The 23,992-nt window shown below is 63.9% G+C and carries 20 protein-coding genes; 9 read left to right on the top strand and 11 right to left on the bottom strand.

The window, feature by feature from the left end:
- The first annotated feature begins 313 nt into the window (after positions 1-313).
- On the top strand, positions 314-1,381 hold the full coding sequence (locus JC616_RS16550; RefSeq protein ID WP_118266751.1) for a porin: 1,068 nt from the start codon (positions 314-316) through the stop codon (positions 1,379-1,381).
- A 69-nt stretch (positions 1,382-1,450) separates the two neighbouring features.
- On the opposite strand, the gene JC616_RS16545 is transcribed toward JC616_RS16550, so the two are convergent.
- A complete protein-coding gene (locus tag JC616_RS16545) occupies positions 1,451-2,371 on the bottom strand; it encodes a LysR family transcriptional regulator (RefSeq protein ID WP_227104315.1) in 921 nt (306 codons plus the stop codon).
- Positions 2,372-2,519: 148 nt separating this feature from the next.
- On the opposite strand from JC616_RS16545, the gene speB reads away from it, so the two are divergent.
- Together speB and JC616_RS16535 are read left to right on the top strand one after the other, a co-directional pair.
- On the top strand, positions 2,520-3,470 hold the full coding sequence (speB, locus tag JC616_RS16540; RefSeq protein WP_227104312.1) for an agmatinase: 951 nt from the start codon (positions 2,520-2,522) through the stop codon (positions 3,468-3,470).
- A 69-nt stretch (positions 3,471-3,539) separates the two neighbouring features.
- Positions 3,540-4,907: a sodium:solute symporter gene (locus JC616_RS16535; RefSeq protein WP_227104310.1), complete on the top strand. Its 1,368-nt coding sequence runs from the start codon at positions 3,540-3,542 to the stop codon at positions 4,905-4,907.
- Positions 4,908-4,925: 18 nt separating this feature from the next.
- On the opposite strand, the gene JC616_RS16530 is transcribed toward JC616_RS16535, so the two are convergent.
- The 6 genes from JC616_RS16530 to JC616_RS16505 form a co-directional block, all read right to left on the bottom strand.
- The gene (locus tag JC616_RS16530; RefSeq protein ID WP_227104308.1) at positions 4,926-5,231 is read right to left on the bottom strand and encodes a hypothetical protein; all 306 of its coding nucleotides are present in this window, start codon (positions 5,229-5,231) and stop codon (positions 4,926-4,928) included.
- A gap of 12 nt (positions 5,232-5,243) precedes the next feature.
- Positions 5,244-6,110 carry a hypothetical protein gene (locus JC616_RS16525; RefSeq protein WP_227104306.1) on the bottom strand — a complete coding sequence of 289 codons (867 nt, stop codon included), beginning with the start codon at positions 6,108-6,110 and terminating at the stop codon, positions 5,244-5,246.
- A gap of 186 nt (positions 6,111-6,296) precedes the next feature.
- Positions 6,297-7,244: a lipoyl synthase gene (lipA, locus tag JC616_RS16520; RefSeq protein ID WP_166452149.1), complete on the bottom strand. Its 948-nt coding sequence runs from the start codon at positions 7,242-7,244 to the stop codon at positions 6,297-6,299.
- Complete coding sequence (lipB, locus tag JC616_RS16515; protein ID WP_227104304.1) at positions 7,241-7,864, bottom strand: lipoyl(octanoyl) transferase LipB; 624 nt, start codon at positions 7,862-7,864, stop codon at positions 7,241-7,243. Before lipB ends, lipA begins: the two co-directional genes overlap by 4 nt.
- A 16-nt stretch (positions 7,865-7,880) precedes the next feature.
- Entirely contained in the window at positions 7,881-8,147 is a 267-nt protein-coding gene (locus JC616_RS16510) for an HP0495 family protein (protein WP_107798628.1), read from the bottom strand.
- A 329-nt stretch (positions 8,148-8,476) separates the two neighbouring features.
- Complete coding sequence (locus tag JC616_RS16505) at positions 8,477-9,622, bottom strand: D-alanyl-D-alanine carboxypeptidase family protein (RefSeq protein ID WP_107798629.1); 1,146 nt, start codon at positions 9,620-9,622, stop codon at positions 8,477-8,479.
- 228 nt (positions 9,623-9,850) lie between these two features.
- Between JC616_RS16505 and ilvA the strand changes: the two genes are divergently transcribed.
- Entirely contained in the window at positions 9,851-11,380 is a 1,530-nt protein-coding gene (gene ilvA, locus JC616_RS16500) for a threonine ammonia-lyase, biosynthetic (RefSeq protein WP_227104302.1), read from the top strand.
- Between the two features lie 63 nt (positions 11,381-11,443).
- Positions 11,444-12,091 (top strand): HAD family hydrolase, encoded by a 648-nt coding sequence (locus tag JC616_RS16495; RefSeq protein ID WP_107798630.1) that lies wholly within the window; start codon positions 11,444-11,446, stop codon positions 12,089-12,091.
- Positions 12,092-12,155: 64 nt separating this feature from the next.
- Here JC616_RS16495 and JC616_RS16490 read toward each other — a convergent pair whose 3' ends face one another.
- Positions 12,156-13,286, bottom strand: a complete 1,131-nt coding sequence (locus JC616_RS16490; RefSeq protein WP_227104300.1) for a M14 family metallopeptidase — start codon at positions 13,284-13,286, stop codon at positions 12,156-12,158.
- A 139-nt stretch (positions 13,287-13,425) separates the two neighbouring features.
- Positions 13,426-13,980 carry a phasin family protein gene (locus tag JC616_RS16485; protein ID WP_019101299.1) on the bottom strand — a complete coding sequence of 185 codons (555 nt, stop codon included), beginning with the start codon at positions 13,978-13,980 and terminating at the stop codon, positions 13,426-13,428.
- Between the two features lie 200 nt (positions 13,981-14,180).
- Here JC616_RS16485 and phaR point away from each other — a divergent pair, with 200 nt between their 5' ends.
- A complete protein-coding gene (gene phaR / locus JC616_RS16480; RefSeq protein ID WP_107798632.1) occupies positions 14,181-14,744 on the top strand; it encodes a polyhydroxyalkanoate synthesis repressor PhaR in 564 nt (187 codons plus the stop codon).
- A gap of 293 nt (positions 14,745-15,037) precedes the next feature.
- Positions 15,038-16,339, top strand: coding sequence for a tetratricopeptide repeat protein (locus JC616_RS16475; RefSeq protein WP_227104298.1), 1,302 nt, complete (start codon positions 15,038-15,040; stop codon positions 16,337-16,339).
- A gap of 24 nt (positions 16,340-16,363) precedes the next feature.
- On the opposite strand, the gene JC616_RS16470 is transcribed toward JC616_RS16475, so the two are convergent.
- The gene (locus JC616_RS16470) at positions 16,364-16,891 is read right to left on the bottom strand and encodes a TIGR00645 family protein (protein ID WP_107798634.1); all 528 of its coding nucleotides are present in this window, start codon (positions 16,889-16,891) and stop codon (positions 16,364-16,366) included.
- Positions 16,892-17,271: 380 nt separating this feature from the next.
- On the opposite strand from JC616_RS16470, the gene rimO reads away from it, so the two are divergent.
- Entirely contained in the window at positions 17,272-18,597 is a 1,326-nt protein-coding gene (rimO, locus tag JC616_RS16465) for a 30S ribosomal protein S12 methylthiotransferase RimO (protein WP_107801704.1), read from the top strand.
- Between the two features lie 60 nt (positions 18,598-18,657).
- Here rimO and hypF read toward each other — a convergent pair whose 3' ends face one another.
- Complete coding sequence (gene hypF, locus JC616_RS16460) at positions 18,658-20,949, bottom strand: carbamoyltransferase HypF (RefSeq protein WP_227104296.1); 2,292 nt, start codon at positions 20,947-20,949, stop codon at positions 18,658-18,660.
- Between the two features lie 494 nt (positions 20,950-21,443).
- On the opposite strand from hypF, the gene JC616_RS16455 reads away from it, so the two are divergent.
- Complete coding sequence (locus JC616_RS16455; protein WP_227104294.1) at positions 21,444-23,939, top strand: EAL domain-containing protein; 2,496 nt, start codon at positions 21,444-21,446, stop codon at positions 23,937-23,939.
- The last annotated feature ends 53 nt before the right edge of the window (positions 23,940-23,992 follow it).

Below are 23,992 nucleotides of genomic sequence, written 5' to 3'. Positions count from 1 at the left end.
TTGATTACAATCAGTGTCAGAATTCACTGATACAGATTCTTTTTCGCTTCTTTGAATTCGAGTCAAGTCTATCCAATCTTCAGCCCGCCGCGTGCGGGCATTTTTTTGCTCAAATGCTTGTGGTTAATGAATTTTAACAAGTTGAGAGTGAAACTTCGCCTGAGTGTTTCAGTCTGATTGCCTGAAGTCTGATGTTGTTTTTTTGACACTACTGTTGTTTAATGACCACAAGTTTGCATGGCTAGTTGCAAATGTGAAACACAGCAACTAGTATTCGCTCACTTCCTAAGTAAACAAGAAGGATAGCCACATCATGAAAAAAAGTCTGATCGCTCTGATGGTTGCCACTCTGCCGGCAGCCGCTTTCGCCGACGTAACCGTGTTCGGTACCATCAAAGGTGGTGTTGAGTACGTTGATAACGCCTCCAACAAGCAAACCAATATCGACGACCTGGGTTCCCGTATCGGTTTCAAAGGCAATGAAGATCTGGGCAATGGCCTGAAAGCCATCTGGCAAGTTGAAACCGGCTTCGGCATCGACGGCCAGAGCCGCACCGGCGAAAGCAGCGGCACCTTCGGCAGCCGCGAATCCTTCGTGGGTCTGTCCTCCAACTTCGGTACTTTCCGTCTGGGTCACCTGGCCAACTACGGCGAGTCCGACATGGCTCAAGTTAACCCGTGGGAAAGCAGCAGCAACGCGCTGCAACTGAACGCCTTCACCCGCGGCGACGGCTATGTTAAGAACGCCGTGCGTTTCGACACCCCGGAATTCGCCGGCTTCCAAGCCGCCTTCCTGTACGGCACCAAGGAAGACAAGAGCAACGCTGCTGCTAACAAAGACCGCGAGACCTACAACCTGGGTCTGTCCTACGAGAACAGCGGCTTCTTCGGCAAGTACCAGTACATCCACGAAAGCCCGGTTACCGTTGGTCTGAACGCTAGCAGCAAGGCCAACAACAAGCACCGCATCGAAGCCGGCTACAACGCCAACAACATCTTCGTGGCGCTGGGCTACCGTAACGACAAGGGCGACGCTACTGTTACCCCGGGTTACTTCCTGTCCAATTCCGAGGCTGCTACCGATGGTCGCAAGTACGAATCGCAAGAATACGCGCTGACCGCCGGCTACCAGATCGGCGCCTTCATGCCCAAGTTCACCTACGCTCAGTCCAAAGACGTGAAGATTGACGGCGTGAAGCAAAACGATAGCGGCTACAAACAGTACCTGCTGGGCGTTGATTACAGCCTGTCCAAGCGCACCGTGGTTGGCGCTCAGTACGGCGAAATCAAGATGGACGGCAACGCCAAGGCTATGGTCAGCAACGGTGTTAACACCGACAAGATCAAGGCCTTCGGTCTGAACGTCGTACACAAGTTCTAAGCGTTACGGGCTAGACGTAAAGCTGCGAACAGTTTGGAATGCCGCCCCTGGCAACAGGGGCGGCATTTTTCATGTCCGGCGCTCGGCAAGCGGCTCGCCGTGGGCGGCGACGAGGTCGGCGACGAAGGCCTGCAGCGTCGGATTGGGATGGCCGCGTTTGCGGGTGACCAGTTGGAATTCGGCCAGATAGCGCCAGCGCGCCGGGTCCAGCGCTCGCAGCAAGTCCCGCTCCGCCAGCGGCGTGGCATAGTGTTCCGGCAAAAAGCCCAGATGATGGCCGGACAGAATCAGGGCGGCGATCGCCTCCATATTGTCGGCGCGGGCGCTGATGCGCCAATCCGCCACCGGCAGCCCGGTATCCGGCAGCGGATAGCTGCGCCAGGCCCAGTCATGGGCGGCCAGCTCGGCGGGGCCAAGCGCGCCGGCCTGCGGGAACAGCGGATGGTCGCGGCCGCAGTAGGCCAGCTGCCGTTCGACGAACAGCGGCCGGTACTCCAGTTGGGGCGCGCGATGCCAGCAATAGCCGATGCCCAGATGAATCCCGCTCGACAGCAGCGCTTCCTCCAGGCCGCCCGGCGGCAACATGGACAGAATCAACTCCACCGCTTGCGGCCGCGTGCGAAAGCGCCGGATCGCCGCCGACAGCCGCGCATTGGCGCCCAGAGCGGTGTGGCCGATCACGCCGATGCGCAATTGCCCGACCAACTGCCGGTCCAGCTGGCGGGCTTCCCGACAGAACAATTCCATCGATTCGGACAACTGCCGGCTGGCGGCCAGCAGGCGCTCGCCCTTGGCGGTCAGCGCGAAGCCGCCGCGGCCGCGCTCGCATAGCCTATAGCCCAGCCGGGTTTCCAGCGCCGCCAGCTGATTGCTGATGGTGGACTGGCTGATGTTCAGCGTGCCCTGCGCGGCGGAGACGCCGCCAGCCTCGACCACGGCCTGAAACACGCGGATCAGCCGCAAATCCATATTGCTTAAGGTATTGAGCATGGGCCTCCGCGCCGGCGGCGCAATGAGTGGGCACCCGCTGATTAATACATTCATTTTCATCCATGTAAACCGTGGCGTTTGGTGATGTTAGCCGGAGAGGCGGCCGCATAGACTGCGTGATCCCATCCATCAAGACGCAGGAGGTCTTATGTCCGCCCCTTTGCTCAACCAACCGCTGAGCGGCAATGTGATGCCGCGTTTCGGCGGCGTCGCCAGCATGATGCGCCTGCCTCTGCGCGACAGCGCCGCCGGTCTGGACGCCGCCTTCATCGGCCTGCCGCTGGATATCGGCACCTCAAACCGCAGCGGCACCCGCTTTGGCCCGCGTGAAATCCGCAGCCAGTCGGCGCTGCTGCGCCCCTACAACCTGGGCAGCGGCGCGGCGCCGTTCGAACGGCTGCAAGTGGCGGACCTCGGCGATGTCGCCACCAATCCCTATAACCTGGCGGACAGCGTGGCGCGGATCGAGGCCGCCTATGATCTGGCGCTGCGGCACCCGGTGCGTTTGCTGGGCATGGGCGGAGACCACACCGTCACCTTGCCGGCGCTGCGCGCGCTGGCGCGCAAGCATGGCCCGCTGGGCTTGGTGCACGTGGACGCTCATGCCGACGTCAACGACGAGATGTTCGGCGAGAAGATCGCGCACGGCACCACCTTCCGCCGCGCCTGGGAGGAGGGGCTGCTGGCCGAGGGGCGGGTGGTCCAGATTGGTCTGCGCGGCAGCGGCTACGGGGCGGCGGATTTCGACTGGTCACGCCAGCGCGGTTTTCGGGTGGAGACGGCGGAGCAATGCTGGCATCGCTCGCTGGTGCCGTTGATGGCCGAGGTGCGCGCGCAGCTGGGAGCGGCGCCGGCGTATCTGAGTTTCGATATCGACGGCATCGACCCGGCGTTCGCGCCCGGCACCGGCACGCCGGAAGTGGGCGGCCTGAGTTCGGCGCAGGCCTTGGAAATCGTGCGCGGCTGCCGGGGCCTGGATCTGGTGGGCGGCGATCTGGTCGAGGTGTCGCCGCCGTATGACGCCAGCGGCAACACCGCTTTGCTGGGCGCCAATCTGCTGTTCGAAATGCTGTGCGTTTTGCCCGTGCCGGCGCGCTAAGCCGCGCTGATTCCATGCCCGCGAGCGCCGGAGAATGCGCCGCGGTCCCGAGAACAAGAGGAGAACGAGATGAGTCTGGATCTATTGACGGTGGCCGCCTATATCGGCGCCATGTTGTGGCTGGGTTGGCTGGGCATGCGGCGGGCCAGCGACCGGGAGCAGTACCTGGTGGCGGGGCGCAATCTGGGGCCGATGATGTATATGGGCACCATGGCGGCGACGGTGCTGGGCGGCGCCTCCACCGTGGGCACGGTCCGGCTGGGCTATGTTTACGGCATTTCCGGCTTTTGGTTGTGCGCGGCGCTGGGCAGCGGCATCGTGGTGCTCAATCTGTTTCTGGCCAAGCCGTTGCTGCGTTTGCGGGTTTTCACGGTCACCCAGGTGCTGGAGCGCCGCTATCATCCGCTGGCGCGCAAGGCCAGCGCGCTGGTGATGTTGTCGTACGCGCTGATGATCTGCGTGACTTCGGTGTTGGCGATAGGCACGGTGATGCAAGTGCTGTTCGAGCTGCCGTTTTGGCTGGCCGTCGTCATCGGCGGCGGCGTGGTGGTGATTTACTCGGCGATAGGCGGCATGTGGTCGCTGACTTTGACCGACATCGTGCAATTCGTCATCAAGACGGTTGGCCTGATGCTGGTGCTGCTGCCCATCTGTCTGTGGCGGGTGGGCGGTTGGGAGCAGCTGGCCGTCCGGCTGCCGGCGTCCGCGTTCAGCTTCGAGGGCCTGGGCTGGGGCACGGTGCTGACGTATTTCCTGATCTATTTCTTCGGCATCCTTATCGGTCAGGACGTATGGCAGCGGGTGTTCACCGCGCGCGACGACAAGGTGGCGCGCTATGCCGGCAGCGCCGCCGGCCTGTATTGCCTGTTGTACGGTTTGGTCTGCGCGCTGATCGGCATGGCGGCGCGGGTATTGCTGCCGGAGCTGGAGAACCCTAACAACGCTTTCGCCGCCGTCGTCAAAGGGGTGTTGCCGGACGGCGTGCGCGGCTTGGTGATCGCGGCGGCGCTGGCGGCGATGATGTCCACCGCCAGCGCCGCCTTGCTGGCCGCGTCGACCACCTTGACGGAGGACTTGTTGCCGGGAGGGCGCGCCGGTTTACGCCGCAACCGGGCGGCCACCTTGCTGGCCGGGGTCTTGGTCCTGCTGCTGGCGATGCGGGTGAATGACGTGATCCAGGCGCTGACCCTGGCCTACAACCTGCTGGTGGGCAGCATGCTGGTGCCGTTGTTGGCGGCGATCTGCTGGCCGCGGGCGACGACCGCCGGCGCGGTGAGCGCCATGCTGGGCGGTTTGGGCGCGGCGGTGTTTTTCATGCTGCGGGACGGTCTGGACGCCAATACGCCGATTTATTTCAGCTTGCTGACCAGCGCCGGCCTGATGCTGGCGTTCAGCCTGGCGGACGGACGCGCGCGGCCGCGCCCGGCACGGGGGTAGCCGCCGGTCGTCGGCCGTTCAGGCTAGCAGCTTGGCCACCGCGCCGATGGCTTTGGCGGTCAGCTTGATGGCGTCGCCCACGCGTTGCAGCTGCCGCCCGGCGTGATCGGCCGCCTCGGTCGCCGCTTGCAGCGCGGCGATCGCGTTGCGGAAGTCGTCGGTGTCGGCGTTCAGATCCCGCGCGATCAGCGCCAGGGTCTGGTTGGCCAATTCATCCTGTTGCGCCAGCAAGGCGCGGCTGTCCGCGCCCAGGCTGGCGACGGCCAGATTGTTGATGCGGGATGCCAGGCCGCTGACAAGCTCGGTGACTCGGTGGCTGTCCATATGCTGCCTCCTTTATTTGGCGGGCAGGTCGCGATAAAAATTGCGCAGCCGCCTGGCTTCGGCGGCGAAGTCGCGCAGCGCTTGCAGCTTGGACTGGGGTGCGTCCAGGCTTTGCAGCAACTGGCGGTTGGTGTCGGGAAAACCCTGAATCGCCTTGTCGCTGGCTTGCAGCGCGGCCTCGATCTGCTCGAATTCGCGCAGCCGGTCGGAGATGGCGAGGTCGAATTGGTAGCGCTCCCAGCTGCCGTAGGGCGGTCGGCTGAAATTGGCGTGACGCAGCAGGCTGTCCCTGAGCACGCTCAGATAGCCGGGCAGCGCGCTCAAGACGCGGTGGCTGCTGACGGCCAGCCGGTCCAGTCCGGGCTGGGCGGTGGCCATGGTGTCGCGCAGCGCGTTCTTGCGTTGCGCGGTGGTGAGCTGGCGGCCCAGCGCATCGGCCGCGGTGGCCAGAATCTTGGCGGCGGCCTCGTCGCCGCCGCGCAGTTTGAGATCCTGAACGCTGTCGGCCAAGTCCTGGGCGGCGGCGTCGACCCGGGCCTCGGCCTCCCGGTCTCCAGCCAGGCTGCGCAGAGTTCGGGCGTATTTTTCCAGCGCGTCCAGCGTCGCCTGCAACTGCGCCAGCGCGGGGGCAAGATCGTAGCTGGCGCCGTTGCCGGCTTGCGGGCGGAAAGTGTCCGCGCGCAGCGGCGCGTTGGGCGCGGTGAGCACCGCGTTGAGCCGCGCATTCTGCTGGATGCGCGCAAAGGTGCCGGCGGAGCTTTGCGTGACGCTGCGGGCGGCGTTGTCGAAATCGGCGAATGGCGTGTCAGGGGCGTTGGCGCAGGCGGCCAGCAGCAGCGGCAGCAAAGGCAGCAGGCGGAAGAAGGGACTGTCGGACATGGCGCGGCTCCATCGGCAGGCGGGCGCTGGCGCGACCGCGCGGTTTGCGGGATGAAACGTGCGCGGACGCTATGGCGGGCGCATGTCCTTGTATAGACGATCCGCCGCCGCCGCATGCCTGTACCAAAGGCATGGGCAATGAAAAAGGGAGCCCTTAGGCTCCCTTCGATCTGGCATGTGAATGGCTTATACGCCGGCCTCGTGCGCCTGCACGTCGGCGTGGTAGCTGGAGCGCACCATCGCGCCCACGGCGGCATGGACGAAGCCCATTTCATAGGCTTTTTTCTCGAACATCTTGAATACGTCCGGGTGCACATAGCGCAGTACCGGCAGGTGGCCGTCGGACGGCTGCAGATACTGGCCTATGGTCAGCATGTCCACATTGTGGGCGCGCAGATCGCGCATCACTTCCAGGATCTCTTCGTCAGTCTCGCCCAGGCCCACCATCAGGCCGGACTTGGTGCGGACGTCGGGGTTCTTGGCCTTGTAGTCCTTCAGCAATTGCAGCGAGTGCGCGTAATCCGAACCCGGACGCGCCTGCTTGTACAGCCGCGGCACGGTTTCCAGATTGTGGTTCATCACGTCCGGCGGGGTCTGGCTCAGGATGTCGACGGCCACGTCCAGGCGGCCGCGGAAGTCCGGCACCAGGGTTTCGATCTGGGTGTTGGGCGACATTTCACGCACCGAGTTGATGCAGTCGGCGAAGTGCTGGGCGCCGCCGTCGCGCAGATCGTCACGGTCCACCGAGGTCACCACCACGTACTTCAGCTTCATCGCGGCCACGCTCTCCGCCAGGTGGCGAGGTTCGTCCGGATCCAGCGGATTGGGGCGGCCGTGGCCCACGTCGCAGAACGGGCAGCGACGGGTGCAGATATCGCCCATGATCATGAAGGTGGCGGTGCCTTTGCTGAAACATTCGCCGATGTTCGGGCAGGTGGCTTCCTCGCACACCGTGTGCAGCTTTTGTTCGCGCAGAATCTGCTTGATCTCGTGGAAGCGCTGGCCGTTGGGCAGCTTGGCGCGGATCCATTCCGGTTTTTTCAGTTTTTCGTCCAGCGGGACGATCTTGATGGGGATGCGGGCGGTTTTGGCCGCGCCCTTGTGTTTGACCCCAGCCTGGTTTTCCGGCTTCATGTCAGTTCCTTGGTGCTGTTCAGGAGGCGCTCCAGATGCGGCAGCAGCGTATCGGCGGCGGCGGCAAGGCTCAGCTCCACTCCCAGTTGTTTCAGGTCGGTCACCTTGAGGTTGGCGTAACCGCAAGGATTGATGGAATCGAAAGGCGCCAGGTCCATGTCCACATTGAAGCTGAGGCCATGGTAGACCGCGTGGTTCTTGATGCGCAGGCCCAGCGAGGCGATCTTGGCGCCGGCCACGTAAACGCCGGGCGCGTCCACATCGCCGTTGCCGTGTATGCCCAGTTCCGCCAGCGTGTCTATCACCGCCTGTTCGATGCGGCGCACCAGCTCGCGCACGCCTATGCCCATGCGCTTGAAATCCACCAGCAGATAAACCACCAACTGGCCCGGCCCGTGATAGGTGATCTGGCCGCCGCGGTCGGTTTTCACCACCGGAATGGCGGTGGCGTGCAGCAGGTGCTCCGGCTTGCCGGCCAGGCCCTGGGTGTAGACGGGCGGATGTTCGACCACCCACAGTTCATCGGGGGTATCGACGTTGCGGGCGTCGGTGAACGCCTGCATGGCGCGCCAGGTTGGTTCGTAATCCACCCGGCCCAGATGTTTGACGATGCGCGACACGGCAATCTCCAGGCGCTTAAAGCACCATTTTCACCATCGGATGGCCGGTCAGCGACAGATAGATATTGTCCAGCTGTTGACGCGAGGTGGCGGTGACGGTGACGGTCAGCGCGTAAAAGCGGCCGTTGGCGCTTTCGCGCAGCGTCACGTCGTGGTCGGCCAGGTCGGGCGCGTTGACGCGGACGACCTCGGTGATGGTGAGGACGAAATCCTCGTGACGCTCGCCCATCACCTTGATGGGGAAGCGACAGGGGAATTCCATGAGTTCCTGTTTTTCAGACATATTCAATCAAATCCGCTAAGAACGTGTTTACGATTGCGCGAGCATAGAGCGAGACAAGGCGAAAACAGTTGAGAAAGCGGAGTGTACACACGGTACATGAGCATTTCGAAGCGGTTTTCAACGCGGTATCGCCGAAGCGCAGCAGATCGTAAACAGGTTCTAAAGACGCCGAACCCGAAACGGGCAAAGGCGCAGCAGCCAGTTGTACTGCAAACCGGGCCGCCCGCGCCAATACATTTTACGGTCGTCTTTATTACTAAAACGTCACATCATAATACAGCCGCGGCGTCCGGGCGATGCCCGGCGCAGCGATTAACGGCAAACGCCGTTTATTTCCAGCCCAGCATCAGCTTGATGCTGTCCCACAGCCGGCTGAAGAAGCCGCCTTCTTCCACCGCCTTCAAGGCCACCACCGGGCGCTCGAACAGCGGCTTGCCGTCCAGCGACACCACCAGCTTGCCCACCACCTGGCCGGCTTTGACCGGGGCGATCAAGGGCTGCATGGTGGTCAGATCGGCCTTGAGCTTGGCGGCCTGGCCCTTGGCCACGGTGGCGTAGACGTCGCTGGCGAAGCCGACGGACACGGTTTTGGCCGCGCCCTTGTAGATGGGCAGCTCGGACACCGGCTTGGCGCCGCTATACAGTTTGGGCGTATCGTAAAACTGCAAGCCGTAGTTGAGCAGCTTGGAGCTTTCCACCGCGCGCGCCTCAGGGCTGGCGGTGCCCACCACCACCGAAATCACGCGACGGCCGTCGCGGTGGCTGGTGGTGATCATATTGTAGCCGGCGCTGTCGGTGTAGCCGGTCTTCATGCCGTCGACGTTGGGGTCGCGGTAGAGCAGCAGGTTGCGGTTGGGCTGCTTGATGTTGTTGTAGGTGAAGGACTTGATCGAGTAGATCGGGTAGAACTCCGGGAAGTCGCGGATCAGCGCGCCGGCCAGGATGCCCAGATCGTGCACGGTGGTGTAATGCTCGGGATTGGGCAGGCCGGTGGCGTTGCGGAACTGGGTGTTCTTCATGCCCAGTTTCTGCGCCTGCTGGGTCATCACCTGGGCGAAGACTTCCTCGCTGCCGGCGATGGCTTCAGCCAGCGTCACGCAGGCGTCGTTGCCGGATTGCACGATCATGCCCTTGATCAGGTCGTCGACCTTGGCCGGCACCTTGGGATCCAGGAACATGCGCGAGCCTTCGGTTTTCCAGCCTTTTTGCGACACCGTCAGCGTCTGTTCCAGAGTCAGCCGTTTTTCCTTCAGCGCCTTGAAGGTGAGGTAGGCGGTCATCAGCTTGGTCAGCGAGGCCGGCTCCACGCGGGAGTCCGGGTCGCGCTCGGCCAGCACTTGCCCGCTGTTGAAGTCGGTCAGGTAATAAGCCTTGCCGGCGATTTCGGGCGCAGGCGGCAGAAAGGCGGCGGAGGCGAAAGAGACGGACGGCAGCGCGATCGCCGCTGCCGTGAGAATGCTGGTGAATGTTTTCATTGTTCCTATGGGCAACGCTGGGGGTTGAGGTCCAAATAGTAGCCGTTGATTATACACGCGGATTGCCGTCCGGTTGCCGCGAAGTGGGGATTTTCTGCGGGCGGGGCGGGCGGAGCCGTTGCGATACCGCAATGCAACAATCCAATATTATCAAGGCTTCCCGTCTGCTTGGAGTTCCTGCTACTCTGGCAGTTCAAGCAAAATAATGATCGGGACAAAGGCTTTGCCATGCAAGAGAAGCAAGACTATCTGGAACGCATCCTGACGTCGCGGGTTTACGACGTCGCCATCGAAACGCCGCTGGAGCTGGCGCCCAATCTGTCGCGCCGCTATCGCAACACGATTCTGCTCAAGCGCGAGGATCTGCAGCCGGTGTTCTCCTTCAAGCTGCGCGGCGCTTACAACAAGATGGCCAAGCTCAGCGCGGAACAGCGCGCGCGCGGCGTGATCACCGCCAGCGCCGGCAACCACGCGCAGGGCGTGGCCTTGTCCGCCAGCCGGCTGGGCTGCGCGGCCACCATCGTGATGCCGGTGACCACGCCGCAGATCAAGATAGACGCGGTCAAGCAATACGGCGGCCAGGTGGTGCTGCATGGCGATTCCTTCAACGAAGCCTTCCACCACGCAACTGAATTGGCCGCGCAAAACGGCATGACTTATATTCCGCCGTTCGACGACCCGGACGTGATCGCCGGCCAGGGCACCATAGGCATGGAGATTCTGCGCCAGCACCCGGACGGCTTGAACGCCGTCTTCGTCGCCATCGGCGGCGGCGGCCTGGCCGCCGGCATCTCCAGCTTCATCAAGCGGCTGAAGCCGGAGATCAAGGTGATAGGCGTGCAGCCGGTGGATTCCGACGCCATGCGCCAATCCATCGCCAAGGGCGAGCGCGTGGAGTTGAAGGACGTGGGCCTGTTCGCCGACGGGGTGGCGGTCAAGCTGGTGGGGGAGGAGACTTTCCGCATTTGCCGCGAGCTGCTGGACGAGATCATCCTGGTGGACACCGACGCCATCTGCGCGGCGATCAAGGACATCTTCGAAGACACCCGCTCCATCGTGGAGCCGGCGGGCGCCTTGGCGGTGGCCGGCGCCAAGGCTTACGTGGAGCGCGAAGGCTGCGTGGACCAGACCCTGGTGGCGATTTCCTGCGGCGCCAATATGAATTTCGACCGCCTGCGCCATGTGTCCGAGCGTTCCGAACTGGGCGAGCGGCGCGAGGCCGTCATCGCGGTGACCATTCCGGAAAAGCCGGGCAGCTTCAAGCGCTTCTGTACCGTGATAGGCGGCCGCAACATCACCGAGTTCAATTACCGCTTCGCCGATCCCGGCACCGCCCATGTCTTCGTCGGCGTGCAGATCAGCGGCAAACAGGACCTGGAGAACATACTCTCCAGCCTGAACGCGCATGAGCTGGACAGCATCGATCTGACCGACAACGAATTGGCCAAGCTGCACATCCGCCATCTGGTGGGCGGTCACGCGCCGCAGCTCAAGGACGAGCGAGTGCTGCGCTTCGAGTTTCCGGACCGTCCGGGCGCGCTGATGCGTTTCCTGGAGGCGATGAGCGTGGACTGGAACATCAGCCTGTTCCATTATCGCAATCACGGCGCCGATTACGGCCGCGTGCTGGTGGGCATACAGGTGCCGGCCAGCGACGACGCGGAGTTCCAGCGCTTCCTCGACAATCTGGGCTATCCCTATGTCGAGGAAACCCAGAACCCGGCTTACAAGCTGTTCCTGGGCAAGACCATACGTTGAACCGGGCCGGCGGGCTGCTCGTGGTCGGCAGCCTGACGCCGCGCTCCTTCTTTGAAGCGAATCATGATCAAGGCAGTTCTATTCGATCTGGACGGCACCTTGGCCGACACCGCGCGCGATCTGGGCGCCGCGCTCAACCGCCTGCTGGCCGAGGAGGGGCTGCCGCCGCAGCCGTACGCGGCGGTGCGTCCCATCGCCAGCCACGGCGCGCGCGGGCTGGTCAGCCTGGGCTTCGGCATCGACCGCGAGCACCCGCGTTTCGAGGAATATCGCTTGCGCTTTCTGGATCACTACGAGCACAGCTTCGCCGACGAGACCGTCCTGTTCGACGGCGTCAACGGCCTGATCCAGGGCTTGATGGACAAGGGCTTGCTGTGGGGCATCATCACCAATAAGCCGATGCGCTTCACCGACCGTCTGGTGCCTTCGCTGCCTTTCATCGCGGCGCCGGCGGTGACGGTCAGCGGCGACACGGTGGGCGTGCCCAAACCGGACCCGCGGCCGATGCGCTTCGCCGCCGAGCGGATAGGCATCGCGCCCGAGCATTGCCTGTACGTGGGCGACGCTGAGCGCGACATCGCCGCCGGCCGCAGCGTGGGCATGAAGACGGTGTTGGCCAATTGGGGTTACATCGCCGACAGCGACCGGCCGGCGGAGTGGGGCGCCGACATCGCCATCGATCATCCGCTGCAATTGCTCGACCACGTTTGAGCGACGGCGGGCATGAAAAAAGCCACGGTTCTCCGTGGCTTTTTTGGTTTCGGCCTGGTGGTTCTCAGGCGCGCAGGTTCTGCGCAATCGCATAGATGGGCGACAAGGCCGCCTCGCCCAGGCGCAGGCTGCGCTGGCCGCTCCAGCCGAAGTCGTCGTCCGGCAGATTGGCGTTGTCCTTGAACGGCATCTCCAGCGTGAAGGCGAGACAGCCGAAGTGTTCGCATACCCAGTTGGTGGCGATGGTCATATTGGCCTTGCCCGGCGCGTTGCGCGGGTAGCCGTGTTCGGTCTGGTAGTCCGGGCTGGCCAGCAGCAGGTGGTGGCGGAACTGATCGGCCAGGGTTTCCAGGCGCTCGTTCCACGACGGCACGCCTTCGGTGCCGGCCAGGAACACATAGGGAATGTTCTCGTCGCCGTGGATGTCCAGGAACAGGTCCACGCCGATTTCCTGCATCTTGTTGCGCACCGCCAGCACTTCCGGGCTGGTCTCCGCGCTGGGGGCCGCCCATTCGCGGTTCAGGTTGGCGCCGGCGGCGTTGGTGCGCAGATTGCCCAGCACCGAGCCGTCCGGGTTCATATTGGGCACCACGTAGAAAGTAGCGCGGTCCAGCAGCGCGCGGCTGGTGGGGTCCTGCGGGTCCAGCAGGCGGTTGAGCAGGCCTTCGATGAACCATTCGGCCATGGTTTCGCCCGGATGCTGACGGGCGATGATCCAGATCTTGAGATCCGATTCCACCTCGTGGCCTATGGTCAGCAGATTGATGTCGCGCTGCTGCACGGTAAAGCCCAGGTCGCTGACCTGGCACAGGCCGGAGCCCTGCGCCTGACCGATCAGGTTCAGATGCTGGTCGTAGGAATAGGGTTCGAAATAGGCGTAGTAGATGCTGCCGGACAGCGGCACGTGATCTATCGTCATCACGCCGTTTTCGTAGTGGGTGGGCACGCGGAACCAGTTGATGCGGTCGTAGGAGGCCACCGCCTGGTAGTCGACCCAGCCGTCCGGATAGGCGCTTTCGCCGGCGTTCAGGAAATTGAAGGTGCAGTGCTGATAAGCGGCGCCTTGCACGCGGAAGTAGAACCACTGGGCGAAATCGGCCGCATTGTCGCGGCGGATGCGCAGTTGGATGTCTTCGTAGTTGTCGGCGGAGACGATCTCGATGCTGCCGGCGTCAAAATTGCTGCTGATTTTCATGCGCTGAACCTATTGGTTTCCTGAAACGTGCTTAAGGCGGAGATTGTAAACCTGTCGCCGCTCACATGCCATCCTCAGGCGCAAGGCAAAGAAAAACCCCGTCGGCTGGACGGGGTTGCGCTTTAGCCTGAAACTGGACTTAAGCGGTGGGCGCGCGCTTGCTGGCGGTCTTCACCGCGTCGGCGGTGGCGCTGGTGGCGGCCTTGACGCTGCTGTCGGTGAACTCCACCACTTGCTGGGCGGCTTTGCTGAAGGTGTTGACCGCGGCGGCGGCGGCGGCTACCGAGCTTTTCACCGCGTTCAGCGCGGCGTCGGAGCCGGCCGGAGCGTTTTTGGCTGCGGATTCGATCGCGCCGATCAGCGACTTGTTGAAGCTGCCCAGGTTTTCTTCGGCCAGCTTGGTCAGTTCGCTTTGAGCGGAGGAGACGATGTCGTACAGATTGCGGGAATTGGCCAGAGCGGTATCGATGTTCTGGGTGGCCAGCTTGTTCAGGTGGCTAACCGCTTCTTGCGGGTCGGTCACGCCGCTCAGCTGCTTGGCGATTTTGACGTTTTCTTCCAGCGACTGCTTGGAGATTTCCAGGTTCAGCTTGACCAGGCGCTCGGCGCTATCCAGAGTGATTTGCGAAAAGCGGAAAATGGTTTCCAGACCGTTCAGGGACAGCTTGTTCAGTTGCTCATTGCTGATGGACATAATGTATTCCTCCGCTGTGGGGTGAGACCTTAAAAGGAGATAGTCTGAATCAAAAATTTTGCACTGCACAATGACGAGTAAATGTATCATGCATTGCAGCAAAATTGGGAGCACTGACTGAAGATTTACTCTAGCGTGTTGTATTTATGATAAATTGCCGGCACACGGCACACCGTACCAAAATAAACCGGGAGCGTTACATGAGTGTTGAAAAGCGGGTCATCAAAAAGTACCCGAACCGCCGGCTGTACGATACCGCCACCAGTTCCTACATCACCTTGGGGGATGTGAAGCAATTGGTGCTTGATAATGTGGACATTCAAGTCGTCGACGCCAAGAGCCAAGAGGACATCACCCGCAGTGTGCTGTTGCAGATCATCCTGGAGGAGGAGAACGGCGGCATGCCGATGTTCAGCTACGAGGTGCTGACCCAGTTTATCCGCTCCTACGGCCAGGCCATGCAGGGCATGATGGGGCCCTTCCTGGAGAACAATCTGCAACTGTTCGCCCAGCTGCAGCAGAAAATGCAGGAACAAACCCGCGCGATTTACGGCGACAACACCATGTTGAACGCCAATCTGTGGGGCGAGTTCATGAAATTTCAGGGGCCGGCGGTGCAGAACATGATGGCCAACTACATGGAACAGAGCACCAGCATGTTCCTGGACATGCAGAACCGGATGCAGGAACAGACCAAGCAACTGTTCGGCGGTTTCGCCTTCCCGGCTTACAAGCAGGGCGAGGACGACAAGGACCCGTCCTAAAGAGCGCGTGTACGATCTCGCGAGCCAGCGAGACAAGGCGTTTTCAACGTCGTATCGCGCGCAGCGCAGCAGATCGCAAACAGACTCTAAGGCGCAGGCGGCCGGTTGGAACGGCCGCCTGTCCGTTTCCATCCGCCGCTTGCCCCCGGAGGGCTTGCCATGCCGATTCCCGCATGTTGGATGCCGGGCGCCGTTAGCGGCGCCCGCTACTCTTGCACGGCGTCCGCCGTGTTTCGATTTTTCCCATTTCCCATTGACGACTCTAGCCGGCCGGGCCGGCAAGGCGCCGCGCCATGTCCGCCGAAGCGCTGAGCGCCCGCCTGCGCGCGGCGCAGCGCAGCCATCTGGACGGCGACTGGGCCGAGGCGGAGCGGGCTTATCGCGCCTGCCTGCGCGATTGGCCCGCGTGCGCCGCGGCCAAATCCTTTCTGGCTTTCCTCTTGCTGCAGACGCAGCGCCCGGCCGAGGCCGAAGTCTGGCTGAGCGAGGCGATCGCCGCGGAGGCGTGCCATGCGGACTGGCATTTCAGCCTGGGCATGGCGCAGGCGCGGCAGGGCCGTTCGGGCGACGCGCGGCGAGCTTTCGCCGCGGCCGCGGAGCTGGACGGCGGCCAGCCCATGTATTGGACCAATCTGGCCGCCGCCTGCGAGCAGGACGGCGATTTCGCCGCCGCGGAACAGGCGTGCCGGCAAGCGCTGAGCGCGGACGCCGGCTGCGCCGACGCGCACTTCCTGCTGGCCGGCCTGTGTTTGCGACAGGAGCGCCATGCCGAGGCGCGGCGCCACAATGCGTTGGGCATTGTGGCCCAGCCGGCCGCGCATGGGCCGATCGCGCGCATCGAGGCGCATTGTGAGCTGGATCAGCGCGACGCGGCCCTGGCCTTGTTGCATGACTGGCTGGCGCAAGCGCCGGACGATCCGGTGGCCTTGCATCTGTTGGCCGCCTGCGGCGGCGCGGAGCCGCCGCCGCAGTGCAGCCCGGAATTCATCCGGCGGACTTTCGACGCCAACGCCGAGGCGTTTGACGCCACCCTGACCAACCTGCATTACCAGGGGCCGCAGTGGCTGGCGCAATGTCTGGAACGATTGGCGCCGCCGCCGGCCGCTCTGGACGCGCTGGATCTGGGCTGCGGCACCGGCCTGGCCGGCGGGGTCTTGCGGCCGTATGCGCGTCGCTTGCTGGGGGTGGATCTCAGCGGCGAAATGCTGGCGCGCGCCGCGGACAAGGGCGTGTACGACGTCTTGACCCAGGGCGACATCATCGAATTCCTGGCGACGGCTCCATTGCCGGTCGATCTGATCTGCTGCCTGGACACGCTCAGCTATTTTGGCGATCTGGAGCCGGCCCTGAGCTGGATGGCGCGTGCGCTCAAACCGGGCGGCTTGCTGCTGTTCAGCATAGAGCGCGCGCCGCGGGCTTTGCCGGGCGGCCACCGGCTGCAGCCCTGCGGGCGCTATCTGCACGATCCGGACTGGGTGGAGGGGCTGCTGGCGGCGTGCGGGTTGGCGTTGCGGGAGCGCCGGGACATGATGTTGCGGGAGGAGGCGGGGTGTCCGGTGCCCGGCGCTTTCTATTGCGCCGAGCGCATGCCTTAGTCAGGCCTCTGCGGGCGCCGGCGCTCAGTGCTTGCTTTGCATCAGCTTGTCGGTCCAGGCCATCACCAGAGCGGACAGCAGGAAGGTGCAATGGATCACCACCTGCCACATCACGCCCTGCTCGGTGAGCGGATTGCCGGGGCTGCCCAGATTGGACGCGCTGATGAAGGTTTTCAGCAGATGGATGGAGGAGATGCTGATCAGCGCCAGCGACAGCTTGGTCTTCAGCACGCCGGCGTTGACATGGGACAGCCATTCCGGCCGGTCCTCGTGGCTGTTCAGACTGTCGATCTTGGAGACGAAGGTTTCGTAGCCGCCCACCACCACCATGATCAGTAGATTGGCGATCATCACCACGTCGATCAGGCCCAGCACGATCAGCATGATCTGGGTTTCCGTCATGCTGGAGGCGTCGGCGACCAAGTGGATCAGTTCGAGCAGAAACTTATAGACGTACACCCCCTGGGCGACGATGAGGCCAAGGTAGAGCGGAGCCTGCAGCCAGCGGCTGGCGAAAATCAGGGACTCCATGCGTGAAACGAGAGTTTTCATATTGGTATCGTGTGAGGGGTTGACGGCTCAGAAGCTGTTCAAAGTCTGCGGCACGGCGGCGGGATTTTAGACCAGGGCGTTGAAACCGGCTTCGAAATGCTCATGCATCACTGCCACATTCCGCTTTACAGCCGTTGTCGCCTTGTCTCGCCCCAGCTCGCGAGACTTTGAACCGGCTCTCAGGCCTATATGGAGGCGTCGGATTTTACTATCAAGTGAGGTCTGAAAGGAGAGCGTCGCTCGGCGGCGTCCGCATCCGGCCCTGCGCCGGCGGGGTGAAAACGAATCGGGGAGCCCGCGGCGCAAACCCCTCCGAACGCTGCGCATCGCCTGTCAAATCGTTGTATACTCTCGCGTTTTTCTTCAGCAAGGCCATCATCATGGCAGACAAGATTCCAAGCATCGGCTTCGTGTCGCTGGGCTGTCCCAAAGCCTCCAGCGACTCCGAGCAGATCCTGACCCGCCTTCGCGCCGAAGGCTACGATATTTCCGGCAGTTACGCCGGCGCCGACCTGGTGGTGGTCAACACCTGCGGCTTCATCGATTCCGCCGTGGCCGAGTCCCTGGACGCGATCGGCGAAGCCCTGAACGAGAACGGCAAGGTCATCGTCACCGGCTGTCTGGGGGCCAAGGGCGATGTGGTGCGCGACGCGCATCCGTCGGTCTTGGCCGTGACCGGCCCGCACGCCACCGACGAGGTGATGAGCGCGGTGCACGCGCATCTGCCCAAGCCTCACGATCCCTTCGTCGATCTGGTGCCGGACATCGGCGTGCGGCTGACGCCCAAGCATTACGCCTATCTGAAGATTTCCGAAGGCTGCAACCATCGCTGCACCTTCTGCATCATCCCGTCCATGCGCGGCGATCTGGAAAGCCGGCCGATTCACGATGTGCTGCGCGAAGCGGAGAACCTGGCCAAGGCCGGGGTCAAGGAAATCCTGGTGATCTCGCAGGACACCTCGGCTTACGGCGTGGACACCAAGTACAAGCTGGGCTTCCACAACGGCCGTCCGGTGAAGACCCGGATGACCGAGCTGTGCGAGGAACTGGGCCGCCACGGCATTTGGGTGCGTCTGCATTACGTCTACCCGTATCCGCATGTGGACGAGGTGATTCCGCTGATGCGCGACGGCAAGATCCTGCCCTATCTGGATATCCCGTTCCAGCACGCCAGCCAGAAGGTGCTGAAGCTGATGAAGCGTCCGGCCAATAGCGACAATGTGTTGGCGCGCATCAAGAAATGGCGCGAGATCTGTCCGGAACTGGTGATCCGCTCCACCTTCATCGTCGGTTTCCCCGGCGAGACCGAAGAAGACTTCGAAGAATTGCTGAGCTTTATCCGCGAGGCGGAACTGGACCGCGTAGGCTGTTTCACCTATTCGCCGGTGGAAGGCGCCACGGCCAACGATTTGCCGAACCCGGTGCCGGAAGCGGTGAAGGAGGCGCGCAAAGAGCGTTTCATGGCGGTGCAGGAAGAGATCAGCGCGCGTCGCCTGGAGCGCCGCGTCGGCCAGACCATGCAGGTGCTGGTGGACGAGATCGACGACGAAGGCACGGCGATTTGCCGCAGCTACGCGGACGCGCCGGAGATAGACGGCCTGGTGTTCGTCGAGGACGCCGCCGGCATGCGCGCGGGCGAGTTCTATTCGGTGAAGATCGTCGATTGCAGCGAGCACGATCTGTGGGGCGAGCGCCTGTCGTCCTGATTCGCCGACAAGAGCCGATCCACGCGGCGCGTCGCTTTCTGGCGACGCGCCGTTTTCATTTCAGCTCCGGCGCAGCAGGCGCTGGCGCGCCACCCAGGCCTGGCCCAGGCTCAGGCCGCCGTCGTTGGGCGGCAGCTGCTCCGCGGTCAGTGGACGCAGGCCGGCCTGCTCCAGCAGCGGCAGCAGTTGCGCCATCAACTGGCGATTGCCGCAGCAGCCGCCGGCCAGCGCCACGATGCGGGTGCCGGTGGTGCGCGCCGCCTTGATCGCCCAGTCCGCCAGCGCGGCGGCCAGCGTGGCGTGCCACAGGCTGGCGATGGCCTGGTCGTCGTCCAGCCCGCAAAGATGGCGCGCCAGCGGCATCAGGTCCAGCAGATTGGCGCGGGTGCGCCAGCCGCCGGCCAGCGGCTCGGCCGGTCCGGCCTGAGCCTCCAGTCTTTGCGCGGCTTCGCTTTCGAAGGTTTCCACCCCGCATTGGCGGGTCAGGCCGGCGATGGCGCCGAACCAGCGGCCCAGACTGGTGCTGTCCTGGCAATCGCGGCGGATGGCGAGCTGCTTCTCCAATTGCTGGGCGCCGGGCTGGGCCGCCAGCCGCGGCGGCAGCGGTCCCAGTTCCAGGGTTTGCCACAAGGCCACGGCCAGCTTCCACGGCGGCAGCCGGCTGCGTCCCACGCCGGGCAGCGGCAGCGGCGAGATGTGGCCGATGCGCTCGCAGCTGTCGCCGTCCACCAGCATCATTTCACCGCCCCAGGCGCCGTTGTTGTGGCCTAGGCCATAGCCGTCCAGCGCCAGGCCCAGCGCCGGCTCGGTCACGCCGTGTTCGGCCAGCACCGCGCCCAGGTGGGCGTGATGGTGCTGGACCCGGATCAGCGGCACCTCCCATTGCTTGGACAGGTGTTCGGCCAACAGGCTGGAATAGGTGCCGGTTTCCAGATCGCAGGCTACCGCCTGCGGGGCGACGCCGGTGAGGTCGAGCAGATGGTCGGCCGCCTGCTGCAGCGCTTCGCAGGTCAGCGGATGGTTGAGCGCGCCGATGTATTGCGACACGAAGGCGTCCTTGCCGCGCAGCACGGTGGCGGTGGCCTTCATATAGGCGCCCAGCGCCAGCACCGGCGGGCCGTCCAGCGCCAGCGGCACCGGGTCCGGCACGAAGCCGCGCGCGCGGCGGAACAGCAGCGGCCGCCGCCGTTCCAGCGACACCACGCTGTCGTCGCAACGGGTGACGATGGCGCGGTTGTGCAGCAGGAAGACGTCGGCGACCTGGTTCAGCCGCTCGCGCGCTTCCTGGTTGCCGGTGACGATGGGCTCGCCGGACAGATTGGCGCTGCTCATCACCCACAGCCGCGAGCAGGGCTGGCGCAGCCAGCTGGCGCCGCCCGGGCGGCCCAGCGCTTCGTGGAACAGCAGCCATTGCAGCGGGGTGTAGGGCAGCATCACGCCCAGCGCGGACAGGCCGGGGGCGATGTCCGGCAGCAGCTGGTCGGCTTCGGGCTTCTTGTTCAACAGCACGATGGGGCGTTCCGGGCGCTGCAGCCAGGCGGCTTCTTCCTCGCTGACGTGGCAGAGCGCGCGGATGGATTCCACGTTCAAGGCCATGATGGCCAGCGGTTTGCCGGGGCGATGCTTGAGTTGGCGCAGCCGCGACACCGCCGCCGGGCTGGCCGCGTCGCAGACCAGATGGAAGCCGCCCAGGCCTTTCATTGCGATGCTGCGGCCCATATTGAGGATTTGCACCGCGCCGACGATGGGGTCGCCGTTCAGGCTTTGGCCGAAGCGGTCGGTCAGTTGCAGCTTGGGGCCGCACACCGGGCAGGCGGTGGGCTCGGCGTGAAAGCGGCGGCTGTTCGGGTCCAGGTATTCCTGGCGGCAGACCGGGCACAGCGGAAAGGCCAGCATGCTGGTGTTGGCGCGGTCGTAAGGCAGCCGGTGGGTGACGGTGTAGCGCGGCCCGCAATCGGTGCAGTTGATGAAGGGAAAGCGGTAGCGGCGGTCGCCGGGGGTGAACAACTCCTCCACGCAGCGCGGACAGGTGGCCACGTCGGCCGGCAGCCGGGCGTGGGTGACCGCGCCGCTGCTTTCTTCTATTTGAAAGCGTTGTTCGGCGTCGCGCAGCGGGATGTCGCGTTCTTGCAGCGCGTCGATGTGCGCCAGCGGCGGCAGCCGGGTTCGCAGCGCTTGCCGGAAGGCGCTCAGCGCCTGCGGTTCGCCCTGCAGTTCCAGCGTCACGCCTTCGCCGCTGTTGCGGACAAAGCCGGTGAGGCCGCATTCGCTGGCCGTGCGCCAGATGAAGGGACGGAAGCCGACGCCTTGAACCCGGCCCTGAACCGATAGGTGGATGCGTTGTTGGCTCATGGTGCTTGTGTCGCTGTGTGGGTGGTAGGGCAGGTCATGCGCAATGCCGCCAGTCCGAGAGGCCGTTCACGATCCGCTGCGCGGTGAGTGCTGCGTTGGGAATGCCGATGTGCTAAGCATGCATTCCGCTGTCTCCGCCGCAACGCCTGGTCCCGCTCCGGCTTGAGGGATCGTCAACAGGCTCTGAGAGGTTTTGCTGCGATGCGCAATACCTTTGTCATTTCCTTGGCGAATTTAAATTCGCCGATTCTGTTGCCAGCCTAGCAGCGCTCCCCGGTCTCGCGCTTTGTCCTAGATCATGTATATGAGTATTTGACGATTTACTGAATGCAAAGGGAATGCGCTGCGGCAGAGCGGGGCGGGAGCGGAGCGGAGATCTCGGGTCTCGACGCCGCTGCGGGGCGGGGCTGTTGCAATCCGACTACATGACGGCGGTTTGCATCGTTATAATGCCATTTGGAATTTTTACGTGAACAGCCCGGCTTGGATTGTTAATGTATTACTTAAAACAGTGTATAAAAGAAATCTCTAGCCCTGACATCCTGGCGTGCGCGGCGGATACGCCGCTGGCGGAAGCGGCGCGGCGCATGTTGCTGGCGGGCTGCGGCTCCATCGTGGTGCAGGATGAGGCGGGACGGCCGCTGGGGATTTGGACCGAGGCCGACGCGCTGGCGCTGGACCGGCTGGACGGCGCGGCAGGCATGCGGCCGGTGGGCGGCGCGATGAGCGCGCCCTTGGTGGTGCTGCCGCATGACCTGCCGGTGAGCGAGGCGGTGGCGCTATTCCGCGAGCGCGGCATCCGGCATGCGCTGGTGGAACAGGCCGGCAAGCCGTGCGGCGTGGTGTCGCTGACCGATATCGTATTGAGTCAGGGCAGCGAATCCTTTCTGGGCGTGCGGCGGGTGGTGGCGGACCGCGCGGCGCCCTTGTGCCAGCTGGGGGCGGCGGACTCGCCGGAGCAAGCGCTGGCCCTGATGCGGCTGCAGGGCGCCACCGCCTTGGCGGTGCGCTTCGACAACGGCGACTACGGCATCCTGACCCTGCGCGACCTATTGCGGCTGCTGGCCGAGGGGCGCGCGCCGGCGACCTTGGCCGAAGCCTGCTCCTGGCCGCTGTTGGGCGTGCGCGACGGCAGCAGCCTGCTGCAGGCCAGGCAGTTGATCCTGCAGCACAAGATCCGTCATCTGGCGGTGTACGACGCCGACGGCGTTCTGCTGCAGCTGCTGGGTTTTCGCGACATCATCCAGATGGTGGAGCAGGAGTTTCTGCAGGAATTGCACTCCGCCTTGCGCGAGCGCGACGACGCGCTGCTGCATTCGCGGCGCAGCTTGTTGCTGGCGGACAAGGTGTTCGAATCGACGCTGGAAGGCATTCTGATCACCGACGGCAACGGGGTGATCCAGATGGTGAACCCGGCGTTCAGCCGCATCACCGGCTATAGCAGCCAGGAGGCGCTGGGCCGCACGCCCGCCTTGCTCAAGTCCGGCCGACAGCCGGCGGATTTCTACCAGAAACTGTGGCAAAGCCTGAAAGAGAGCGGAGTCTGGCAAGGCGAGGTGGTCAACCGCCGTAAGGGCGGCTTGCTGTACACCGAGCATCTGAGCATTACCGCCATCCGCGACGCGGACGGCGAATGCCTGCATTACGTGGCGGTGTTCTCCGACATCACCCAGCGCAAGCAGTCCGAGGAGCGGCTGCATTTTCTGGCCAATCACGACGCGCTGACCGGCTTGCCGAACCGGACGCTGTTTCTGGAGCGCTTGCAGGAGGCGATAGAGCGGGCGCCGCCGACCCAGGTCCAGTTCGCCTTGTTGTTCGTCGATCTGGACCGCTTCAAGCTGGTCAACGACACCCTGGGCCATCACGCCGGCGACGAATTGCTGGTGCGCATCGCCTCGGTGCTGTTGCAGCACGCGCCGCCGCACTCCACCGTGGCCAGGCTGTCCGGCGACGAGTTCATCCTCTTGCTGCCGACGGTGGAACGGGTCACCCAGGTGGCGGCGCTGGCGCAGCAACTGCTGGACGGCGTCACCGAGCAGTCCGGCCTGACCGGCCACGAACTGTTCATCTCGGCCAGCATAGGCATCAGCATGTATCCGGAGGACGGGGTCAGCGCGGACGCCCTGTTGGTGAACGCGGACTCGGCGATGTACCAGGCCAAGGAGCGCGGCAAGAACAATTTCCAGTTCTACACCTCGGACATGAACGCGCGGGCGATGGAGAGGCTGAAGCTGGAGTACAGCCTGCACCGCGCGCTGGCGCAGGAAGAACTGGAAGTGTGGTATCAGCCCAAGGTGGAATTGGCCACGCGGCGGGTGGTGGGGGCCGAGGCCTTGCTGCGTTGGCGTCATCCTGAGCTGGGCCTGATGGCGCCGGCCAAGTTCATCCCCATTGCCGAGGACGGCTCGCTGATGGTGCCGATGGGCGAATGGGTGCTGGACACCGCTTGCCGGGACTGGGCGCTGTGGCGGAGACAGGGCCTGACCCCGGGGCGGATCGCGGTCAATGTGTCCGGCCGCCAGCTCAAGTACGGCAGCTTCGCCGACACGGTGGCGCACACGCTGCGCCGGCATGGCCTGGATAGCGGCGAACTGGAGCTGGAAATCACCGAGAGCGTGGCGATGGATGAGGACTGCGGCATGGTGGAAGCCTTGCAGCGGCTGCGCGAGCTGGGCGTCTATCTGTCCATCGACGATTTCGGCACCGGCTATTCCTCGCTGTCCTATTTGAAGCGGCTGCCGGTCAAGGGCTTGAAGATAGACCGCTCCTTCATCATGGATTTGCACCATGACGGCGACGACGCCGCCATCACCCGCGCCATCATTTCCATCGGCCGCAGCCTGGGCCTGGAGTTGGTGGCCGAGGGGGTGGAGCTGGAATCGCAGCGAGACTTTCTGTTGCAGCAGGGCTGCCGTTTGGGACAGGGTTATCTGTTCAGCAAGCCGCTGCCGCGAGCCGAATTCGAGGCGTTGTTGGCGGCGCGGGCATGAAAAACGGCGCCCATGGCGGGCGCCGTTGTCTTCCTGCGGCGGAGGGTCAACCG

Source organism: Chromobacterium rhizoryzae, from assembly GCF_020544465.1.
Classification (GTDB): Bacteria; Pseudomonadota; Gammaproteobacteria; order Burkholderiales; family Chromobacteriaceae; genus Chromobacterium.
This window is presented reverse-complemented; position numbering and strand designations above follow the sequence as displayed.

Coding starts and splice junctions, on each gene's coding strand:
- JC616_RS16550 (WP_118266751.1), top strand. CDS start 314: ATGAAAAAAAGTCTGATCGCTCTGATGGTTGCCACTCTGCCGGCAGCC.
- JC616_RS16545 (WP_227104315.1), bottom strand. CDS start 2,371: ATGCTCAATACCTTAAGCAATATGGATTTGCGGCTGATCCGCGTGTTT.
- speB (WP_227104312.1), top strand. CDS start 2,520: ATGTCCGCCCCTTTGCTCAACCAACCGCTGAGCGGCAATGTGATGCCG.
- JC616_RS16535 (WP_227104310.1), top strand. CDS start 3,540: ATGAGTCTGGATCTATTGACGGTGGCCGCCTATATCGGCGCCATGTTG.
- JC616_RS16530 (WP_227104308.1), bottom strand. CDS start 5,231: ATGGACAGCCACCGAGTCACCGAGCTTGTCAGCGGCCTGGCATCCCGC.
- JC616_RS16525 (WP_227104306.1), bottom strand. CDS start 6,110: ATGTCCGACAGTCCCTTCTTCCGCCTGCTGCCTTTGCTGCCGCTGCTG.
- lipA (WP_166452149.1), bottom strand. CDS start 7,244: ATGAAGCCGGAAAACCAGGCTGGGGTCAAACACAAGGGCGCGGCCAAA.
- JC616_RS16510 (WP_107798628.1), bottom strand. CDS start 8,147: ATGTCTGAAAAACAGGAACTCATGGAATTCCCCTGTCGCTTCCCCATC.
- JC616_RS16505 (WP_107798629.1), bottom strand. CDS start 9,622: ATGAAAACATTCACCAGCATTCTCACGGCAGCGGCGATCGCGCTGCCG.
- ilvA (WP_227104302.1), top strand. CDS start 9,851: ATGCAAGAGAAGCAAGACTATCTGGAACGCATCCTGACGTCGCGGGTT.
- JC616_RS16495 (WP_107798630.1), top strand. CDS start 11,444: ATGATCAAGGCAGTTCTATTCGATCTGGACGGCACCTTGGCCGACACC.
- JC616_RS16490 (WP_227104300.1), bottom strand. CDS start 13,286: ATGAAAATCAGCAGCAATTTTGACGCCGGCAGCATCGAGATCGTCTCC.
- JC616_RS16485 (WP_019101299.1), bottom strand. CDS start 13,980: ATGTCCATCAGCAATGAGCAACTGAACAAGCTGTCCCTGAACGGTCTG.
- phaR (WP_107798632.1), top strand. CDS start 14,181: ATGAGTGTTGAAAAGCGGGTCATCAAAAAGTACCCGAACCGCCGGCTG.
- JC616_RS16475 (WP_227104298.1), top strand. CDS start 15,038: ATGTCCGCCGAAGCGCTGAGCGCCCGCCTGCGCGCGGCGCAGCGCAGC.
- JC616_RS16470 (WP_107798634.1), bottom strand. CDS start 16,891: ATGAAAACTCTCGTTTCACGCATGGAGTCCCTGATTTTCGCCAGCCGC.
- rimO (WP_107801704.1), top strand. CDS start 17,272: ATGGCAGACAAGATTCCAAGCATCGGCTTCGTGTCGCTGGGCTGTCCC.
- hypF (WP_227104296.1), bottom strand. CDS start 20,949: ATGAGCCAACAACGCATCCACCTATCGGTTCAGGGCCGGGTTCAAGGC.
- JC616_RS16455 (WP_227104294.1), top strand. CDS start 21,444: ATGTATTACTTAAAACAGTGTATAAAAGAAATCTCTAGCCCTGACATC.